Origin of the sequence: Pseudomonas sp. R1-6, from assembly GCF_051132115.1 — a bacterium.
Lineage (GTDB): Bacteria > Pseudomonadota > Gammaproteobacteria > Pseudomonadales > Pseudomonadaceae > Aquipseudomonas.
Genome location: NZ_CP071662.1, coordinates 721,948 through 738,682, shown reverse-complemented (window position 1 = coordinate 738,682; position 16,735 = coordinate 721,948). Strand labels below are relative to the sequence as shown.

The following is a 16,735-nucleotide window of genomic DNA, read 5'->3' as shown; positions in this document are numbered from 1 at the left end:
CCCGCCGCGAAGGGCCATCCATGGCCCAGCGCGGCTATCCCGGCATCCATGCCGGGATACCCACTGCGCAATGCCTGCGTTCGGCCAGCGTGGTTTAACGGGGCGCCAAGATCAAGATCAAGATCAAGATCAAGATCAAGATCCAAAGCAAGAGCGACACAAAATTCATATGCGCCGCAAACTCCTGTGGGAGCGAGCTTGCTCGCGATGAGGCCGGCACATTCGGCATAACCGCAAACTGACACATCGCTATCGCAAGCAAGCCCCCCACAGAAGAAACGCGCTCACCAAAAAACAGGTCGGCCTAAAGGCCGCCTCGCTTTTGCTTTTGCTTTTGCTTTTGATCTGAAACGCCCCGTTAACCACGATGGCTGAACGAAGGTATTGCGCAGTGGGTAACCCGGCATGGATGCCGGGTTAGCCGCGCTGGGCCATGGATGGCCCTTCGCGGCGGCCCACGGAGCGATGCCTTCGTTCAGGCATGCCGAGCCTAGGCGAGGCACCGAGTGGTGGGGCAAAGCCTTTTTGGTTACTTTTTTGGCGTCTGAAAAAAGTAACCCGCCGTAAGGGCGGAACCATAAGCCGCCATCACACAATTACGGATCTACACACCACCCAAAGCTAAAAGATCAGGACCCCAGAAGCTCAGCCTTGACCAACTTGGCCTGCTCATCAGCATGATACGAAGAACGCACCAAAGGCCCCGAAGCCACATTCTTGAAGCCCATCTTGTACCCCTCCTCAGCAAACCAGGCAAAGGTATCCGGGTGCACAAAACGCTGCACCGGCAAGTGGCTGCGCGAAGGTTGCAGGTACTGCCCCAAGGTCAACATGTCGATGTCATGCTCACGCATGCGCTTCATGACTTCGATGACTTCCTCATCGGTCTCACCCAGGCCCAGCATCAAGCCGGACTTGGTCGGAATATGCGGCATCATTTGCTTGAAGCGTTGCAGCAGGGTCAACGACCACTGGTAATCCGAACCCGGACGCGCGGCCTTGTACAGGCGCGGCACGGTTTCCAGGTTGTGGTTGAACACATCCGGCGGCTCGGCGGCGGTGATTTCCAGGGCGATGTCCATGCGGCCGCGGTAGTCCGGCACCAGGGTTTCCAGTTGGACATTCGGCGACAGCTTGCGGATTTCGCGGATGCAGTCGGCAAAGTGCTGGGCACCGCCGTCACGCAGGTCGTCGCGGTCCACCGAGGTGATGACCACGTACTTGAGCTTCAGGTCAGCGATGGCGATGGCCAGGCTTTCCGGCTCGTTGGTGTCCAATGGCTTCGGACGGCCGTGGCCGACGTCACAGAACGGGCACCGACGGGTGCAGATGTCGCCCATGATCATGAACGTCGCGGTGCCGCCGGAGAAGCACTCGCCCAGGTTCGGGCAGGAGGCTTCTTCGCAGACGCTGTGCAGCTTGTGCTTGCGCAGCAGCGCCTTGATGCGGTCGACTTCCGGAGAGACCGGGATGCGCACGCGGATCCAGTCGGGCTTCTTCGGCAATTCGGTGGTCGGGATGATCTTGACCGGGATGCGTGCAACCTTCTCGGCGCCGCGCAGCTTGACGCCGGCCTCTACCTTGGCACGCGGGGCCGGACGCTCGGTGACGTCCAGCGTCGGGATCATGGTTTGCACTGCATCAGTAGTCATATCAGTCGATTCCGCCCGTGAGGGTCGTCTGCTCAGCATAGTCGAGGTGTTTGACGAGCTGCGCGCGCAGCCGGGCACTTACCTCGGCAAATTCAATCGATCCTGTGTGATCGCGCAGCTGGGTCATCGCCAGCCCTGCGTAGCCACAGGGATTAATCCGTCGAAACGGCTCAAGATTCATGTCCACGTTCAACGCCAGGCCGTGAAACGAACAGCCATGGCGGATCCGCAGCCCAAGGGAGGCGATCTTCGCCCCGTCGACGTACACGCCCGGCGCATCGGGCTTTGCCGCCGCGCTTACGCCGTAGCTGGCGAGCAAATCGATCAGGCACGTTTCCATGCGGGTGACCAGCTCGCGTACACCGAATCCCAGCTTGCGCACATCCAGCAACAGATAGGCGACCAGTTGGCCGGGCCCATGGTAAGTCACCTGCCCGCCCCGGTCGACCTTCACCACCGGGATGTCGCCGGGCAACAACAAGTGCTCGGCCTTGCCCGCCTGGCCCTGGGTGAACACCGGTGGGTGCTCGACCAGCCAGACTTCATCGTCGGCGGTGGTACCGCGTTCGTTCGTGAAGCGTTGCATGGCATGCCAGACCGGCTCGTAAGCCATCGTGCCCAGCTCGCGAAAGCCCAGCGTGCCCGGCATCACAACACCATGTGCACGAAACCGGTCGCTCGCAGCTCGCTGTTGATGTCGTAGAGCTGTTCCTGGCCGGTGGCAATGATATGCAGCTGGATGGTCGTGTACTTGCCGTTGGTACTCTGGCGCTCGGCCAGGGTCTTGAGGTCAACGGTGGCGTGCTTCTCAAGGATCGCGACGATCTTGTCCTTGAAGCCCACACCGGTGTCGCCGATTACTTTGATCGGGTAGTCCTCGCAAGGAAACTCGATCTTTGGCGCCTTTACTTCGGAGTCTGTCATGGCGTAACGGCCTCGCAAGCCGTGGTAACGAACATGGCCCCGTGCCGGAAAGGAACGGGGCCATGCAGGTCAACACTTGAAATCAGTTGAACAAGCCGTAGAAGAATAGACGGATGCTATCCCACATGCGGCGGAAAATACCACCTTCCTCGACCGCATCCAGCGCGATCAGGTCGGCGCTGTGCACCACTTTGTCGTCCAGTTTGACTTCGACCTTGCCGATGACGTCACCCTTGGCGATCGGCGCGGTCAGTTGCGGGTTCATGGTCATGCTGGCGGCGAGCTTCTTGAGCTGACCTTTAGGCAAGGTCATGGTCAGGTCCTGGGCCAGGCCGGCCTTGACCTGGTTGGTGGCGCCTTTCCAGACCTGGGCCTGGGCCAGTTCGGTGCCCTTCTGGTAGAAGGTCTGGGTTTCGAAGAAGCGGAAACCGTAGGTCAGCAGCTTCTGGGTCTCAGCGGCGCGGGCCACTTCGCTGTTGGTGCCGAACACCACGGCGATCAGGCGCATGCCGTCACGAACGGCCGACGACACCATGCAGTAACCCGCTTCCTCGGTGTGGCCGGTCTTCAGACCGTCGACAGTCTTGTCGCGCCACAGCAGCAGGTTGCGGTTGGGCTGCTTGATGCCATTCCAGAAGAACTCTTTCTGGGAATAGATGGCGTAGTGCGCCGGGTCTTCATGAATGATGGCCCGCGCCAGGATCGCCATGTCGTGAGCCGAGGAATAATGCTCCGGGTTCGGCAGACCGGTCGGGTTCATGAAGTGACTGTTGGTCATGCCCAGGTCGGCCACGGTCTTGTTCATCATGTCGGCGAATGCGTCTTCACTGCCGGCGATGTGCTCGGCCAGGGCGACGCTGGCGTCGTTGCCGGACTGGATGATGATCCCGTGCAGCAGGTCGCTGACGGTCACTTGCGAACCGACCTTGATGAACATCCGCGAACCGCCGGTGCGCCAGGCGTTCTCGCTGACGGTCACCGGATCGTTTTCACCGATCTGGCCACGACGGATTTCCAGCGTGGCGATGTAGGCCGTCATCAGCTTGGTCAGACTGGCCGGTGGCAGACGCTGGTCACCGTTGTTCTCCACCAGCACCTCGCCGCTGCTGGCATCCATGAGCACAAAGGATTTGGCGGCCAATTGAGGCGGCGCCGGCATCATCTCGACCGCGAACGCGGCCGGTGAGAGAAGCAGCGGGACTAGCAGGCAAAGGCGTTTGGCAAAGGTGGTGATGTTCATCCGTCTCTCGAAATCGCTAATGGAAACTGCCCGGAGGCAATACTAAACAGGCAGCTTTCTAACGGGCCGCCGCGCACTTAAGTTGCTCACTCACAACCCTTGCCGGGCTTTTGTTATTCATCGAGCCAACAACCTGACCCGCCCAAACCACAAGCGGGCCTCAATCAATTATTCAGCGGTGACCAGGCTCGGCGAACCGAGATTGGCCAGGCGCACGCTGTTCTGTACCTGCTGGACCTCACCCGGAGAACCGATCGGCCCCAGGCGCACCCGATGCAGTGTCTGCTGGTTGCGCACGATCGAGCTGATGAACACCGGCGCGCTGACCATCGAGCTCAGCTTCGATCTCAACAGCTCTGCAGCGTCCGGGTTGGCGAACGCGCCCACTTGAAGATACTGGCCAGACGCTGTTGCAGAAGCGTTTTTTTTTGCGTCGATCTGCACGGGCACCACGGCCGCCGCATGCTGCTGCGGCGGTGGGGTCCATTGCTCGACCGTGCCGGTGGAAGCCGTCACGGTTGGCGCGGCATTCTGCGCTACTTTTGGCTCGTTGAGCATCAAAGGCGCCGGACGGCCGCGCTGGGCCCACCATTCCTGCGGATCGATGCCCTCGACTTTTACCCGCGCGGTGCCAGTTTCAGCGTAACCGAGCTTTTTCGCCGCCGCATACGACAAGTCGATGATGCGATCGGAATAGAACGGCCCACGATCGTTGACACGCAGGATCACCGTCTTGTTGTTGTCCAGGTTGGTCACCCGCACATAACTGGGCAGTGGCAAGGTCTTGTGGGCCGCGCTCATGCCATAGAGGTCGTAGACCTCGCCATTGGCGGTGTTCTGGCCGTGGAACTTGGTGCCGTACCAGGACGCCGTGCCCGAGGCGACGTAGCGCTTGGATTCAGCCATCGGGAAATAGGTCTTGCCCAGCACCGTATACGGGTTGGCCTTGTAGGGGCCGGTGTGCAGGGTCGGCGTCGCGTCGGGAATGCGCGAGACATCCACGTCCCACCACGGCGCGCCGTCCTTGTGGGCCCGGTTGATGTCCAGGCCTGGGGTGGCGCGCACGACGTTGGGGCTTTTCTGGGTGGGTGCGCGGCTGGTCGAACAACTGACAACCAGTAACGACAGCGCCGCCAATGCCACCAGCTTGAGGGGCCTGGCTTTCAGGGGTTGATAGGTAGGCAATGCCTGCATTATTTGACGCCCCGTGCTTTGACCAGCTCTTCAGACAGTTGATATACAGCCATGGCGTACATCACGCTGCGGTTATAACGCGTAATCGCGTAGAAATTCTTCAGGCCCATCCAATATTCAGGGCCCTGCTCGCCTTCCAGGCGCATCGCGGTGACCGACATATCGTCACGCAGCGCATCATGACTCGACCAGCCCAGCGCTCGCAACTCCCCGACGGTTTTCGTCGGCTCGATCCCTTCGGTCAAGCCCTCGTCAACCTGCTCGCCGCGCACGTCGGCACGGCTGACCACCGGCTCGCCGGCTTCCCAGCCGTGGCGCTTGAAATAACTGGCAACGCTACCGATCGCATCGGTCGGGTTGGTCCAGATATTGATGTGGCCATCACCGTCGAAATCCACCGCGTAGGCGCGGAAACTGCTGGGCATGAATTGTGGCAGGCCCATGGCTCCGGCGTAGGAACCCTTGAGAGTCAGCGGATCGACCTGCTCTTCGCGGGCCAACAGCAGAAACTCGCGCAGCTCCTTGCGGAAGAACTCGGCGCGCGGCGGATAATCGAAGCCCAGGGTCGACAATGCGTCGATGACCCGGAAATTGCCGGTGTTGCGGCCAAAGAAAGTTTCAACGCCAATGATCGACACGATGACCTGGGCCGGCACGCCATATTCCTGCTCGGCGCGAGCCAGGGCCGCCTCGTGCTGACGCCAGAAGTCCACGCCCCGGGCAATACGCGCCTCGGTGATGAACATCGGCCGGTACTCGCTCCACTGCTTGACGCGCTCGGCGGGCCGGGAGATCGCATCGAGGATCGACTGCTTGCGCTCGGCCTCGCGGAACACCCCCATCAGCTGCTCGCCGGCAAACCCGTAGTCGCGGGTCATCTCACCGACGAATTCGGCCACTTGCGGCGAGCCTTCGTATTCGCCCGCCAAGGCATGCGGCGCACAGCCCAGTAAGCCGACCAGGCCGACCCACGGCGCATATCGCGTCGACCAGCCACGCATTGCTTGCATTGAACTCTTCACCTTATTCAAACCTGCGCGATCCATTTGCGATGCGTATGAATCGACATCAAAACCCCAAACGCTGACAGTAGCGTCACCAGCGAAGTTCCTCCGTAGCTAATGAATGGCAACGGCACCCCCACGACCGGCAACAGGCCACTGACCATACCGATGTTGACGAAAACATAAACAAAAAAAGTCATGGTCAGGCTGCCAGCAAGCAATTTGCCGAACAGGGTCTGGGCCTGGGCGGTGATCACCAGGCCTCGCCCGATCAGCAGCAGATAGATCAGCAGCAGCACGCAGATGCCTACCAGGCCGAACTCCTCGCCCATCACGGCAATGATGAAGTCGGTGTGGCTTTCCGGCAAAAAGTCCAGGTGCGACTGGGTGCCCATCAGCCAACCCTTGCCGAACACCCCACCGGAACCGATGGCGGCCTTGGACTGGATGATGTTCCAGCCGGTGCCCAGCGGATCGCTTTCCGGGTCGAGGAATGTCAGGACGCGTTGCTTCTGGTAGTCGTGCATCACGAAATACCACATGGCCACCGACACCGGCACGGCGGCGGCGATCACGCTGAGGATCCAGCGCCAGCGCAACCCGCCCATGAACAGCACGAACGCGCCGCCGGCCAGGATCAGCAGCGAAGTGCCCAGGTCCGGCTGGCGCACGATCAGGATGAACGGGATACCGATCAGCAACAGGCTGATGCACACGTGCTTGAGCTGCGGCGGCAACGAGCGCTTGGCCAGGTACCAGGCAATGGTCGCCGGCATGATGATCTTGAGAAATTCCGAGGGCTGGAAACGGATCACCCCGGGGATGTTGATCCAGCGGGTGGCGCCCATGGCGTTATGACCCATGATGTCCACCACCACCAGCAACCCCACGCCGACCACATAGGCCAGCGGCACCCAGCGCGCCATGAAGCGTGGTTCGAGTTGGGCGATGACGATCATCGACACCAGGCCGATGCCGAACGAGGTGGCCTGCTTGGCCAGCAGGTCCCAATTCTTGCCGCTGGCTGAATAAAGTACGAACAGGCTGCCGGCCGCCAGTGTCAGCAGCAGGATCAGCAGCGGACCGTCGATGTGCATGCGCTGCAGCAACGTGGCGCGACGGCGCATCACATCTTCGCTGGAGAGGATGCGGTCGAAATTATTCTTCACGGGCCGTAGCCTCCGCGCTGATCGGGCTTGCGAATTCGGGCTTGAGCTGGCCGTGCTCATCCAGCAGCCAGGCGTCCATGACCTGGCGCACCACCGGCGCGGCGACACCAGAACCGGACTCACCGTTCTCGACCATTACCGAGACGACGATCTTCGGGTTATCGGCCGGCGCGAAACCGACGAACAAGGCGTGGTCGCGGTGGCGCTCCTGGACCTTGGAGCGGTCGTACTTCTCACCCTGCTTGATGGCCACGACCTGGGCGGTCCCGCTCTTGCCGGCGATCCGGTATTGCGCACCGATGGAAGCCTTGCGCGCCGTGCCCCGGGCACCGTGCATTACCTGTTGCATGCCGATGTTGACCTTCTGCCAGTCCGATGGATTGCGCAGGATGATGTCCGGCACCGGGTCCGGATCCACGGGCTTCTGGCCCTCGATGGTCTTGGCCAGGTGCGGGCGATACCACTTGCCCTTGCTCGCCACCAGAGCCGTGGCCTGGGCCAGTTGCAACGGCGTGGCCTGCATGTAGCCCTGGCCGATCCCCAGGATCAAGGTTTCGCCCGGGAACCAGGCCTGTCGGCGGGTCGCGCGCTTCCACTCCCGAGACGGCATCAGGCCCGGCGATTCTTCGAACATGTCCAGGGAGACTTTCTGGCCGAGACCGAACTTGTTCATGTAGGACGACAACCGATCGATCCCCAGCTTGTGGGCCAGGTCATAGAAGTAGGTATCGTTGGAGCGCATGATCGCCGTTTCCAGGTCCACGTAGCCGTCACCGGTGCGGTTCCAGTTGCGGTACTTGTGGTCGTAGTTCGGCAGCTGGTAATAACCGGGGTCATAGACCCGGCTCGATGCAGTGACCACGCCGGCATCCAGCCCGGCGATCGCCACGGCCGGCTTGATGGTCGACCCCGGCGGATACAGGCCGCGCAGCACGCGGTTGAACAGCGGCCGGTCGATGGAATCGCGCAGCTCGGCGTAGGCCTTGAAGCTGATGCCGGTGACGAACAGGTTCGGGTCGAAGCTTGGCTGGCTGACCATCGCCAGGACTTCGCCGGTGCTGGGGTCCAACGCGACCACGGCGCCACGCCGTCCGCCCAGCGCCGCTTCGGCGGCTTCCTGCAACTTGATGTCCAGGCTCAGGACGATGTCCTTGCCAGGAATCGGGTCGGTGCGCTTGAGCACCCGCAACACCCGGCCTCGGGCGTTGGTCTCGACTTCCTCGTATCCCACCTGGCCGTGCAGCTCGGCCTCGTAGAAACGCTCGATACCGGTCTTGCCGATATGGTGGGTGCCGCTGTAGTTGACCGGATCGAGGGTCTTGAGCTCTTTCTCGTTGATCCGTCCCATGTAGCCGACCGAGTGGGCAAAGTGCGGCCCTTGCGGATAATGCCGCACCAACTGCGCCACCACCTCGACGCCGGGCAGGCGGAACTGGTTCACCGCGATCAGCGCGATCTGCTCTTCGGTCAGCTCGAACATGATCGGCACCGGCTCGAAGGGGCGCCGGCCCTGGCGCATGCGCTTCTCGAAAATCGCCCGGTCCTCAGGTGTCAACTGCAGTACCTCGACGATCACGTCGAGGACTTTTTGCCAGTCGCCAGAGCGCTCGCGGGTCATGCTCAGGCTGAAGCTGGGCCGGTTATCGGCCACCACCACGCCATTGCGGTCGAAAATCAGCCCTCGGGTCGGCGGAATCGGCTGTACGTGGACGCGGTTGCTCTCCGAGAGGGTCGAGTGATACTCGTACTGGATGACCTGGAGGAAATACAGCCGCGCGATCAGCACGCCGATCAGCGTGACCACGGCGATAGCCCCGAACACGACGCGGCCCCGCACCAGACGGGCGTCTTTTTCGTGGTCCTTGATGCGGATCGGCTGAGGCATGAGGGCAGGATTACTTGTGATAAGGGTGCCCGGACAAGACTGTCCAGGCACGGTACAACTGTTCACCGATCAGGATCCGCACCAGTGGGTGCGGCAACGTCAGGGGCGACAACGACCAGCGCTGATCGGCCCGTGCACAGACTTCAGGCGCCAGCCCTTCCGGGCCACCGACCATGAAATTGACCGTGCGCGAATCCAATCGCCAGCGATCGAGCTCCACCGCCAGTTGCTCGGTGCTCCAGGGCTTGCCGTGGACTTCGAGCGTGACGATCCGCTCGTTCGGCCCGACCTTGGCCAGCATGGCTTCGCCTTCCTGGCGGATGAAACGCGCCACGTCAGCGTTCTTGCCACGGGTATTGAGCGGAATTTCCACCAGTTCCAGGGCCAGCTCGGACGGAAGACGCTTGGCATATTCATGCCAGCCTTCTTCCACCCACTTGGGCATGCGAGAACCGACGGCGATCAGGCGCAGTCGCACAGCGATCCCTTATTGCTGGTCTTTGTTGAGCTTGGTGAAGTGCTCATGGGAGTTTTCCGGGCTGTGGTGCGCGGCACTGGCCGAACGGCTCTGCTCGGCGCCTGCCCACAGGCGTTCCAGGTCGTAGAACTGGCGCGCCGACGCGGTCATCATGTGAACGATGACATCGTCCATGTCCAGCAGCACCCAGTCGCTTTCGCCCTTGCCTTCTTCGCCCAACGGCTTGGCGCCTTGCTTTTTGACTTCTTCGCGAACTTTTTCCAGCATCGCATTGATCTGGCGATTGGAGGTACCGGTGGCGATGATCATGTAGTCGGTGATGCTCTGCTTCTCGCGAACGTCGATCACCTGGATGTCCTGGGCCTTGACGTCTTCCAGGGCCGCCACGGCCACCTTGACCAGCTCTTCGCCGGTCAGCGCCACGCCGGCGTGTGCTTCTACCGGCAGCGGGGCGCTCTTGAAGGTGCCCTTGCGCTTAACTTTGTTCAGGTCTTTGTCAGTCATAGAAAACTCGTTTTGCTCATGTGTTCGGGTGCTCGGTACACGTGGATTCGTGTCGGCGGAGCACGCCTTGTTCAGTTCGACGCACGGTACAGCCCGTGCGCATCGATGTAGGCCAGGACCGCGTCGGGCACCAGGAAACGTACCGACTTACCGCTGGCCAGCAGTTGACGGATCTGGGTGGCGGATACCGCGAGCGGCGTCTGCCAGACGAATGCAATCTGTCCGCTCGGCCCCTTGAGGGCCAGCGGGTCGCTCACCGAGCGCGCCGCCAGCAGGTTGCGCAAGGCATCCGGCGGCTCGCTGTCGGCATCCGGGCGTTGCAGCACCAGGATGTGGCAATGCTGGAGCAACTCTTCCCAGCGATGCCAAGTGGGCAGGCCGCAAAAAGCGTCCCAGCCCAGAAGCAGAAAAACCTGGGCATCGGCGGCCAGTTCGGCACGCATCAGCTCCAGGGTATCAATGGTGTAGGACGGTTTGTCCCGCTGCAATTCGCGGGCATCCACCACCAACGGCGCCACGCCGGCCACCGCGCACTCGACCATCGCCAGGCGATCCCGGGCCGACACCTGCGGCGTGTCCCGATGAGGCGGCCGGGCGCTGGGCGTCAGGCGCAACTCATCGAGGGCCAGCGCGTCGGCGACTTCCAGCGCACCGCGCAGATGGCCGATGTGCACCGGGTCGAATGTGCCACCCAGGATACCAATGCGCTTTGGCGCGATCGCCGTCACAACGGGCATCGTCATAGAGGCCAGTGGGTCGAGGTCGCCCAAGTCAGGCCGGCTCCTGTCCGCGCAACTGGCCGTCACCGACCACGATGTACTTCTCGCAGGTCAGGCCTTCGAGGCCCACCGGACCGCGGGCGTGCAGCTTATCAGTAGAAATGCCGATCTCGGCACCCAATCCGTATTCAAAGCCATCGGCGAAGCAGGTCGGGGTGTTGATCATCACCGAAGCTGAGTCCACTTGCGCCACGAAACTTCGGGTTTCGCCCTGGTGTTCGCTGACGATGGCGTCGGTGTGATGGGAGCCATGACGGTTGATATGCTCGATCGCCTGGTCGAGCCCATCGACCACGCGGATCGACAGGATCGGCGCCAGGTATTCGGTATCCCAGTCTTCTTCCGTGGCCGCAATGGCCTCGATGATTGCCCGCGTGCGCTCGCAACCACGCAGCTCGACGCCTTTTTCGCGGAACTGGGCAGCCATCGACGGCAGGAAATCCTTGGCTACGGCCTGGTCCACCAGCAGGGTTTCCATCGCACCGCAGATGCCATAACGATAAGTCTTGGCGTTGAAGGCAATGCGCTGGGCCTTCGGCAATTCGGCGTGGGCGCTGACGTAGACATGGCAGATACCGTCCAGGTGCTTGATCACCGGCACGCGGGCGTCGCGACTGACGCGCTCGATCAGGCCCTTGCCGCCGCGGGGCACGATGACGTCCACAAACTCGGGCATGGTGATCAGCGCCCCGACCGCGGCGCGATCGGTGGTTTCCACCACTTGCACGACGGCGGCCGGCAGGTTGGCTTCGGCCAGGCCACGCTGGATGCAGGCGGCAATGGCGCGGTTGGAATGGATCGCCTCGGAGCCGCCACGCAGGATGGTCGCGTTACCGGACTTCAGGCACAGGCTCGCGGCGTCGATGGTCACGTTCGGCCGCGACTCGTAGATGATCCCGACCACGCCCAGGGGCACGCGCATCTTGCCGACCTGGATACCCGATGGCCGATAGCTCATGTCGCGGATCGCCCCGACCGGGTCCGGCAATGCCGCGACCTGGCGCAGACCGACGATCATGCCGTCAATGCGCGCTGGTGTCAGCGCCAGGCGTTCGAGCATGGCCGGCTCCAGACCATTGGCCCGGCCAGCGGCCAGGTCCAGCTCATTGGCGGCGGACAACTCGGCGCGAGACGCGTCCAGCGCGTTGGCGGCGGCCTGCAAGGCGCGGTTTTTCTGCGCGGTGCTGGCACGGCCGATGACGCGCGACGCTTCGCGGGCGGCGCGACCCAGGCGGGTCATGTAGTCAAGAACGGACTCAGTCATGGTCTGTGTGGTCTTGGCAAAGAGGAAAGCGGCAGATTATAGCTGTCGTAACCCTCGACTAACAGCATGGACTCACAGCGGTGACCGGCGGAGGCGCAAAACAGCCATCGAACGTGAATGTTTCCGTGAATGTTCAGCGGTAATTAAGCTTTCCATTGTTATCATCGCGCTACTTTTGGCCTTACTTCGTCCATCGACATGACCGATTCGCCTTCCGTACCCATCGCTTTGCCACACGCTTTTTTTGATCGCGACGCCCAGGTGCTCGCCCGGGACCTGCTGGGCAAGGTCATTCGCCACAAGGTCGGCAGCCTGTGGCTCAGTGCGCGGATCATCGAGACCGAAGCCTATTACTTCGCCGAGAAAGGCAGCCACGCCTCCCTGGGCTATACGGAAAAGCGCAGGGCGTTGTTTCTCGATGGCGGCCACATCTATATGTATTACGCCCGGGGCGGCGATTCACTGAATTTCAGTGCGCAAGGCCCGGGTAATGCGGTGTTGATCAAGTCTGCGTATCCCTGGGTGGATGCCATCAGCGGCCCGGACAGCCTGGCGCGGATGCTCCTCAACAATCCCGACGCCCAAGGCCGACCACGCGCGCCACAAAAGCTGTGTGCCGGCCAGACCTTGCTGTGCAAGGCCCTGGGCCTGAAAGTGCCGGACTGGGACGCCAAACGCTTCGACCCTGAACGGCTGCTGGTGGAAGATGTGGGCGTGCCGACGGTGAATGTGATCCAGACCACTCGCCTGGGCATTCCACTGGGACGAGACGAACACCTGCCCTACCGCTTCGTCGATGCCGCCTACGCGCAATGGTGTACCCGCAACCCGCTGCGGCGCGGACAGGTCGAGGGCCGGGATTATGTTTTGCTGTCCTGAACACAACGCCGTGCATGCCCATCAATATTCAATGGAGTTGTCTTTATGGGCCAATGGCTCGATAGCATTACCGGCTGGCTGACCGTCAACCCACAATGGCTGGCGGTGGCGGTGTTTGTCGTCGCTTGCGTTGAATGCCTGGCCATTGCCGGGTTGATTGTGCCGGGCACGGTGTTGTTGTTCGCCATCGCGGTGCTGGCCGGCAGTGGGGCGTTGTCCCTGGGCGAAACCTTGCTGCTGGGCCTTCTCGGCGGATTGCTGGGGGATCTGGTTTCGTACTTTCTCGGACGGCATTTCCACCAGAACATCCGGCGCCTGCCGGGGCTGCGACAACATCCGGAATGGATGAGCGCAGCGGAAAGCTATTTCCAGCGCTACGGTATCGCCAGCCTGCTGGTGGGGCGTTTCATCGGCCCGCTGAGGCCGATGCTGCCGATGGTGGCCGGGATGTGCGACATGCCGTTCCCACGCTTCGCGGTCGTCAGCGTGGTGGCGGCGGCAGGCTGGACCGTTGCCTACCTGCTTCCCGGCTGGGCCACCGGAGCGGCGTTCCGCCTGCCACTGCCCGAAGGCTTCTGGCCACAAGCCGGCGTCGTCATCGGCAGCATCGCGGTGATGCTCGGCCTGAGCGTCAACAGCAGCCTGCGTCGTCACCGTCATGCCTCGGCAATCATCGCGGGTGTTGGCCTGGCCATCCTGATCGGCCTGTTCACTGGTTTTCGCTACCTGACGGCTTTCGACCAGGGCCTGATTGCCCTGGTCCAGGAACATCGCAGCGCAACGCTGGATGAAATCGCCGTGACCTTCACGCTGATCGGCGAATTCCGCTACATGCTGATCTTCAGCGCCCTGGTTACCGGACTGTTGTTATTGGGACGCCAATGGCGCCAGGCAACCTTTGCCGGGGGCACGATGCTGCTCACGGCCCTGGCCAACACCGGCTCCAAACTGTTTTTCGCCCGCGTGCGCCCTGAGATCCTGAGCGAACCGTTGACCAGCTACAGCATGCCCAGCGGCCATGCTTCTGGCGCATTCGCGCTGTTCCTGACCCTCGCCGTGCTGGCCGGCCGGGGACAGCCGCCGCGCCTGCGCTTGACCTGGCTGCTGCTAGGCGCATTGCCGGCCCTGGCCATCGCCCTGTCGCGGGTGTACCTCGGGGCGCATTGGCCGAGCGACATCGTTGCCGGCGCCATGCTCGCCGCCACCGTCTGCGCCGCCGTCCTGTGGCTGACCCAGCGCCAGGAACCGCTGCGCGCCATGTCGCCAAGAGTCTGGTGGCTGGTCCTGCCGGCGCTGTTGGCGGCCTTCAGCTTCTTCGCCCTGCGGCACCTGCCGCATGCGATGTTGCGGTATGCCTATTGATGTCAGGCAAACAGTTCGCCCTGTAATTCATCCAACAGCGCTTGGATCGCATCCAGCCGCTGTTGCGGGTCGTCAAGTTGCAGGAGGTCGATCTTGTCCAGTTCATTGAACGGCAGCAGATAGGCCAGCTGATTGGCGAGGGACTGTTGGCCCTTGGCTTCGGTGCCCATGTTCAGCGCCTCGACCATCGGGTGTTCGGCGAGGGCCTTGAGCAGCGCCACCAGGTCGGCATCTTCATCTTGCAACGGTTGTTCCGGCTCGTCCTCCAGCCACTCGACCTGCGCCACGGTGAGCTGATCCGCCTGGACGCTGGTGCTGTGTACCAGGAAACGCCGTGCGCCTTGCACGCGGATCCCCAGCAAACCGTTTTCCTGCTGGGAAAAATCGGTGATCAGCGCTTCACACCCGACCCGCGCGTAGCCATCGGGCGCAATGCCGACTTCCTCGCCATCGAGGATGCACACCACGCCAAAACCTTCGCCTTTTTTCATGCAGCGCCCGATCATGTCGAGGTAACGCGCCTCGAAGATTTGCAGATCAAGAGTGCAACCGGGGAACAACACAGTGTTCAACGGGAACAGCGGCAAGCTCATAACCCATTCCTTAAACAGTCATCGACACCACCAGCGGCAGCAGCACCGCCGTGGCCACGCCCATCAAACTCATCGCCAGGGCCGCGAAGGCGCCGGTCTCCTCGCTTTCCTGCAACGCCACCGAGGTGCCCACCGCGTGGGCGGTCAGGCCCAGGGCCATGCCCCGCGCTTCAGGGCTGTGGACACCCAATCGGGTCAAAATACTCGGCCCCAGGATCGCCCCCAGCACACCGGTGATCAGCACGAACACCGCCGCCATGGCCGCCACGCCGCCAATCTGCTCGGCCACCAGCATGGCGATCGGCGACGTCACCGACTTGGGTGCCATCGTCATGAGGATCATGTGCTCGGCGCCAAACGCCCAGCCCAGCACCACCGCGGAACTGGTGGCGAACACCCCGCCTACCACCAGCGTAGTAAAAATCGGCCAGAACAATTGGCGGATTCGCCGCAGGTTCAAGTACAACGGCACCGCCAAGGCCACGGTTGCCGGCCCCAGCAGAATGCTCAGGATCTCGGTGCTCTTGCGGTACTCGGCGTAACTGATGCCGCAGCCCACCAGCACGGCGATCAACACCAGCATCGACATCAATACCGGCTGAAGAAACACCCAGCGAGTCTTCTCGAACGCCGCCAGCACCAATTGATAGGCGCCCAGGGTAATGCCGATGCCGAACAGCGGGTGATGGATGACCGAGGTCCAGGCGCCTTGCCAATCGAACATCATGGGGCGTCCTCCGGCTCGACACTGTGGCGCCGGGCCAGGCGCTGCATCATCACGCCCGTCAACGCCACCGAAAGGACCAACGACAACATCAGCGCACCGACAATCGCCCAGAAATCGGCGGCGATCGCCCGGGCATAGACCATCACCCCAACCGCCGGCGGCACCAGCAGCAACGGCAGGTAACGCAAAAGGCTGCTGGCGGCCAGGTTCAACGGCTCGCTGACTTCGCCGCGAGTGATCAGGTAGCCCAGCATCAGCAGCAGGCCAACGATCGGCCCCGACAGGATCGGCAGGAACAAATGGTTGATGGCAGTGCCCAGCAATTGGAACAGCACCAGCCAGGTCAGGCCCCGTAGCAACATCCGCTCTTTCCCCCGCAACACGTGTTCAAAGAATGCGCCGGCATTATAAGCACGCCCACGCTATGGTTCGGCATTCGTAAAAAGCATGGTCGATGACCTTCCCGGTCGGCCATGTTGATCTACAGTGGTTCTCGGGGGCGCAGACCCCCGTTCCATAAAAGCAGGACAGATGAACCAAGGAGAGTCTCAATGCCCTACGTTCCCGTTACAGCGCTCAAGGATTATGTCGGCAAGGAACTGGGATGTTCCGACTGGCTGACCATCGACCAGGACCGCATCAACCTGTTCGCCGAAGCCACCGGCGACTTCCAGTTCATCCATGTCGACCCGGTCAAGGCCGCGCAGACCCCGTTCGGCAGCACCATCGCCCACGGTTTCCTGTCGCTGTCGCTGATGCCCAAATTGATGGAAGACATCCTGATCCTGCCCGAGGGTGTGAAGATGGTCGTCAACTACGGGCTCGACAGCGTGCGCTTCATCCAGCCGGTGAAGGTCGACTCCAAGGTCCGACTCAAGGTCGATCTGGTGGACGTGACCGAGAAAAAACCTGGCCAATGGCTGCTCAAGGCCACCGCCACGCTGGAAATCGAAGGTTCGGAAAAACCGGCCTACATCGCCGAGCCACTGTCGCTCTGCTTCGTGTAGACCCTCGCGGTCGCGAAACCGCTCATGCAGTTTCGCATCGCGTCAACGCGCATAGCTGCGGCATACTCGTCGCC

The 16,735-nt window shown here is 62.1% G+C and carries 18 protein-coding genes; 3 read left to right on the top strand and 15 right to left on the bottom strand.

Going from position 1 to position 16,735, the window contains the following annotated elements; genetic code table 11:
* Nucleotides 1–629 precede the first annotated feature (629 nt).
* From lipA to J3P81_RS03355, 12 genes are all read right to left on the bottom strand, one after another.
* The gene (gene lipA / locus J3P81_RS03410; RefSeq protein ID WP_014340371.1) at nucleotides 630–1,652 is read right to left on the bottom strand and encodes a lipoyl synthase; all 1,023 of its coding nucleotides are present in this window, start codon (nucleotides 1,650–1,652) and stop codon (nucleotides 630–632) included.
* Between the two features lies 1 nt (nucleotide 1,653).
* Nucleotides 1,654–2,301 carry a lipoyl(octanoyl) transferase LipB gene (lipB, locus tag J3P81_RS03405; protein ID WP_434562132.1) on the bottom strand — a complete coding sequence of 216 codons (648 nt, stop codon included), beginning with the start codon at nucleotides 2,299–2,301 and terminating at the stop codon, nucleotides 1,654–1,656.
* A complete protein-coding gene (locus J3P81_RS03400) occupies nucleotides 2,301–2,576 on the bottom strand; it encodes a DUF493 domain-containing protein (RefSeq protein ID WP_420767331.1) in 276 nt (91 codons plus the stop codon). Before J3P81_RS03400 ends, lipB begins: the two co-directional genes overlap by 1 nt.
* 82 nt (nucleotides 2,577–2,658) lie before the next feature.
* Nucleotides 2,659–3,816 (bottom strand): D-alanyl-D-alanine carboxypeptidase family protein, encoded by a 1,158-nt coding sequence (locus J3P81_RS03395; RefSeq protein WP_420767332.1) that lies wholly within the window; start codon nucleotides 3,814–3,816, stop codon nucleotides 2,659–2,661.
* A gap of 168 nt (nucleotides 3,817–3,984) precedes the next feature.
* Nucleotides 3,985–5,010, bottom strand: a complete 1,026-nt coding sequence (locus J3P81_RS03390) for a septal ring lytic transglycosylase RlpA family protein (RefSeq protein ID WP_434562130.1) — start codon at nucleotides 5,008–5,010, stop codon at nucleotides 3,985–3,987.
* Complete coding sequence (gene mltB / locus J3P81_RS03385) at nucleotides 5,010–6,020, bottom strand: lytic murein transglycosylase B (protein WP_420767334.1); 1,011 nt, start codon at nucleotides 6,018–6,020, stop codon at nucleotides 5,010–5,012. Before mltB ends, J3P81_RS03390 begins: the two co-directional genes overlap by 1 nt.
* 17 nt (nucleotides 6,021–6,037) lie before the next feature.
* On the bottom strand, nucleotides 6,038–7,141 hold the full coding sequence (gene rodA, locus J3P81_RS03380; protein WP_045157031.1) for a rod shape-determining protein RodA: 1,104 nt from the start codon (nucleotides 7,139–7,141) through the stop codon (nucleotides 6,038–6,040).
* A gap of 31 nt (nucleotides 7,142–7,172) precedes the next feature.
* The gene (gene mrdA, locus J3P81_RS03375) at nucleotides 7,173–9,068 is read right to left on the bottom strand and encodes a penicillin-binding protein 2 (RefSeq protein WP_420767335.1); all 1,896 of its coding nucleotides are present in this window, start codon (nucleotides 9,066–9,068) and stop codon (nucleotides 7,173–7,175) included.
* Nucleotides 9,069–9,078: 10 nt separating this feature from the next.
* Nucleotides 9,079–9,546, bottom strand: coding sequence for a 23S rRNA (pseudouridine(1915)-N(3))-methyltransferase RlmH (gene rlmH, locus J3P81_RS03370; protein ID WP_003185785.1), 468 nt, complete (start codon nucleotides 9,544–9,546; stop codon nucleotides 9,079–9,081).
* 9 nt (nucleotides 9,547–9,555) lie between these two features.
* Nucleotides 9,556–10,050, bottom strand: coding sequence for a ribosome silencing factor (gene rsfS / locus J3P81_RS03365; protein WP_420767336.1), 495 nt, complete (start codon nucleotides 10,048–10,050; stop codon nucleotides 9,556–9,558).
* 71 nt (nucleotides 10,051–10,121) lie between these two features.
* A complete protein-coding gene (gene nadD, locus J3P81_RS03360) occupies nucleotides 10,122–10,793 on the bottom strand; it encodes a nicotinate-nucleotide adenylyltransferase (protein WP_162488984.1) in 672 nt (223 codons plus the stop codon).
* 28 nt (nucleotides 10,794–10,821) lie between these two features.
* On the bottom strand, nucleotides 10,822–12,093 hold the full coding sequence (locus J3P81_RS03355) for a glutamate-5-semialdehyde dehydrogenase (protein WP_434562128.1): 1,272 nt from the start codon (nucleotides 12,091–12,093) through the stop codon (nucleotides 10,822–10,824).
* A gap of 198 nt (nucleotides 12,094–12,291) precedes the next feature.
* Here J3P81_RS03355 and J3P81_RS03350 point away from each other — a divergent pair, with 198 nt between their 5' ends.
* Both J3P81_RS03350 and J3P81_RS03345 read left to right on the top strand, forming a co-directional pair.
* Entirely contained in the window at nucleotides 12,292–12,972 is a 681-nt protein-coding gene (locus tag J3P81_RS03350) for a DNA-3-methyladenine glycosylase (protein ID WP_434562126.1), read from the top strand.
* Nucleotides 12,973–13,017: 45 nt separating this feature from the next.
* A complete protein-coding gene (locus tag J3P81_RS03345) occupies nucleotides 13,018–14,334 on the top strand; it encodes a bifunctional DedA family/phosphatase PAP2 family protein (protein WP_434562124.1) in 1,317 nt (438 codons plus the stop codon).
* Nucleotides 14,335–14,336: 2 nt separating this feature from the next.
* Here the strand turns inward: J3P81_RS03345 and J3P81_RS03340 are convergent, their stop codons facing one another.
* The 3 genes from J3P81_RS03340 to J3P81_RS03330 are packed head-to-tail and all read right to left on the bottom strand — an operon-like array spanning nucleotide 14,337 to nucleotide 16,016.
* On the bottom strand, nucleotides 14,337–14,927 hold the full coding sequence (locus J3P81_RS03340; RefSeq protein WP_420767340.1) for an LON peptidase substrate-binding domain-containing protein: 591 nt from the start codon (nucleotides 14,925–14,927) through the stop codon (nucleotides 14,337–14,339).
* 10 nt (nucleotides 14,928–14,937) lie between these two features.
* Nucleotides 14,938–15,654: an LrgB family protein gene (locus J3P81_RS03335; protein ID WP_434562122.1), complete on the bottom strand. Its 717-nt coding sequence runs from the start codon at nucleotides 15,652–15,654 to the stop codon at nucleotides 14,938–14,940.
* A complete protein-coding gene (locus J3P81_RS03330) occupies nucleotides 15,651–16,016 on the bottom strand; it encodes a CidA/LrgA family protein (RefSeq protein ID WP_434562120.1) in 366 nt (121 codons plus the stop codon). Before J3P81_RS03330 ends, J3P81_RS03335 begins: the two co-directional genes overlap by 4 nt.
* 189 nt (nucleotides 16,017–16,205) lie before the next feature.
* On the opposite strand from J3P81_RS03330, the gene J3P81_RS03325 reads away from it, so the two are divergent.
* A complete protein-coding gene (locus J3P81_RS03325) occupies nucleotides 16,206–16,661 on the top strand; it encodes a MaoC family dehydratase (RefSeq protein WP_039594307.1) in 456 nt (151 codons plus the stop codon).
* Nucleotides 16,662–16,735 lie beyond the last annotated feature (74 nt).

What these genes read in the sequence shown, in the direction of transcription:
- J3P81_RS03345 (WP_434562124.1), top strand. Translation starts at nt 13,018, where the DNA reads ATGGGCCAATGGCTCGATAGCATTACCGGCTGGCTGACCGTCAACCCA.
- rodA (WP_045157031.1), bottom strand. Translation starts at nt 7,141, where the DNA reads ATGCGCCGTCGCGCCACGTTGCTGCAGCGCATGCACATCGACGGTCCG.
- J3P81_RS03325 (WP_039594307.1), top strand. Translation starts at nt 16,206, where the DNA reads ATGCCCTACGTTCCCGTTACAGCGCTCAAGGATTATGTCGGCAAGGAA.
- nadD (WP_162488984.1), bottom strand. Translation starts at nt 10,793, where the DNA reads ATGACGATGCCCGTTGTGACGGCGATCGCGCCAAAGCGCATTGGTATC.
- mltB (WP_420767334.1), bottom strand. Translation starts at nt 6,020, where the DNA reads ATGCAAGCAATGCGTGGCTGGTCGACGCGATATGCGCCGTGGGTCGGC.
- J3P81_RS03330 (WP_434562120.1), bottom strand. Translation starts at nt 16,016, where the DNA reads ATGTTGCTACGGGGCCTGACCTGGCTGGTGCTGTTCCAATTGCTGGGC.
- J3P81_RS03340 (WP_420767340.1), bottom strand. Translation starts at nt 14,927, where the DNA reads ATGAGCTTGCCGCTGTTCCCGTTGAACACTGTGTTGTTCCCCGGTTGC.
- lipB (WP_434562132.1), bottom strand. Translation starts at nt 2,301, where the DNA reads ATGCCGGGCACGCTGGGCTTTCGCGAGCTGGGCACGATGGCTTACGAG.
- J3P81_RS03400 (WP_420767331.1), bottom strand. Translation starts at nt 2,576, where the DNA reads ATGACAGACTCCGAAGTAAAGGCGCCAAAGATCGAGTTTCCTTGCGAG.
- J3P81_RS03395 (WP_420767332.1), bottom strand. Translation starts at nt 3,816, where the DNA reads ATGAACATCACCACCTTTGCCAAACGCCTTTGCCTGCTAGTCCCGCTG.
- J3P81_RS03390 (WP_434562130.1), bottom strand. Translation starts at nt 5,010, where the DNA reads ATGCAGGCATTGCCTACCTATCAACCCCTGAAAGCCAGGCCCCTCAAG.
- J3P81_RS03335 (WP_434562122.1), bottom strand. Translation starts at nt 15,654, where the DNA reads ATGATGTTCGATTGGCAAGGCGCCTGGACCTCGGTCATCCATCACCCG.
- lipA (WP_014340371.1), bottom strand. Translation starts at nt 1,652, where the DNA reads ATGACTACTGATGCAGTGCAAACCATGATCCCGACGCTGGACGTCACC.
- rsfS (WP_420767336.1), bottom strand. Translation starts at nt 10,050, where the DNA reads ATGACTGACAAAGACCTGAACAAAGTTAAGCGCAAGGGCACCTTCAAG.
- J3P81_RS03355 (WP_434562128.1), bottom strand. Translation starts at nt 12,093, where the DNA reads ATGACTGAGTCCGTTCTTGACTACATGACCCGCCTGGGTCGCGCCGCC.
- J3P81_RS03350 (WP_434562126.1), top strand. Translation starts at nt 12,292, where the DNA reads ATGACCGATTCGCCTTCCGTACCCATCGCTTTGCCACACGCTTTTTTT.
- mrdA (WP_420767335.1), bottom strand. Translation starts at nt 9,068, where the DNA reads ATGCCTCAGCCGATCCGCATCAAGGACCACGAAAAAGACGCCCGTCTG.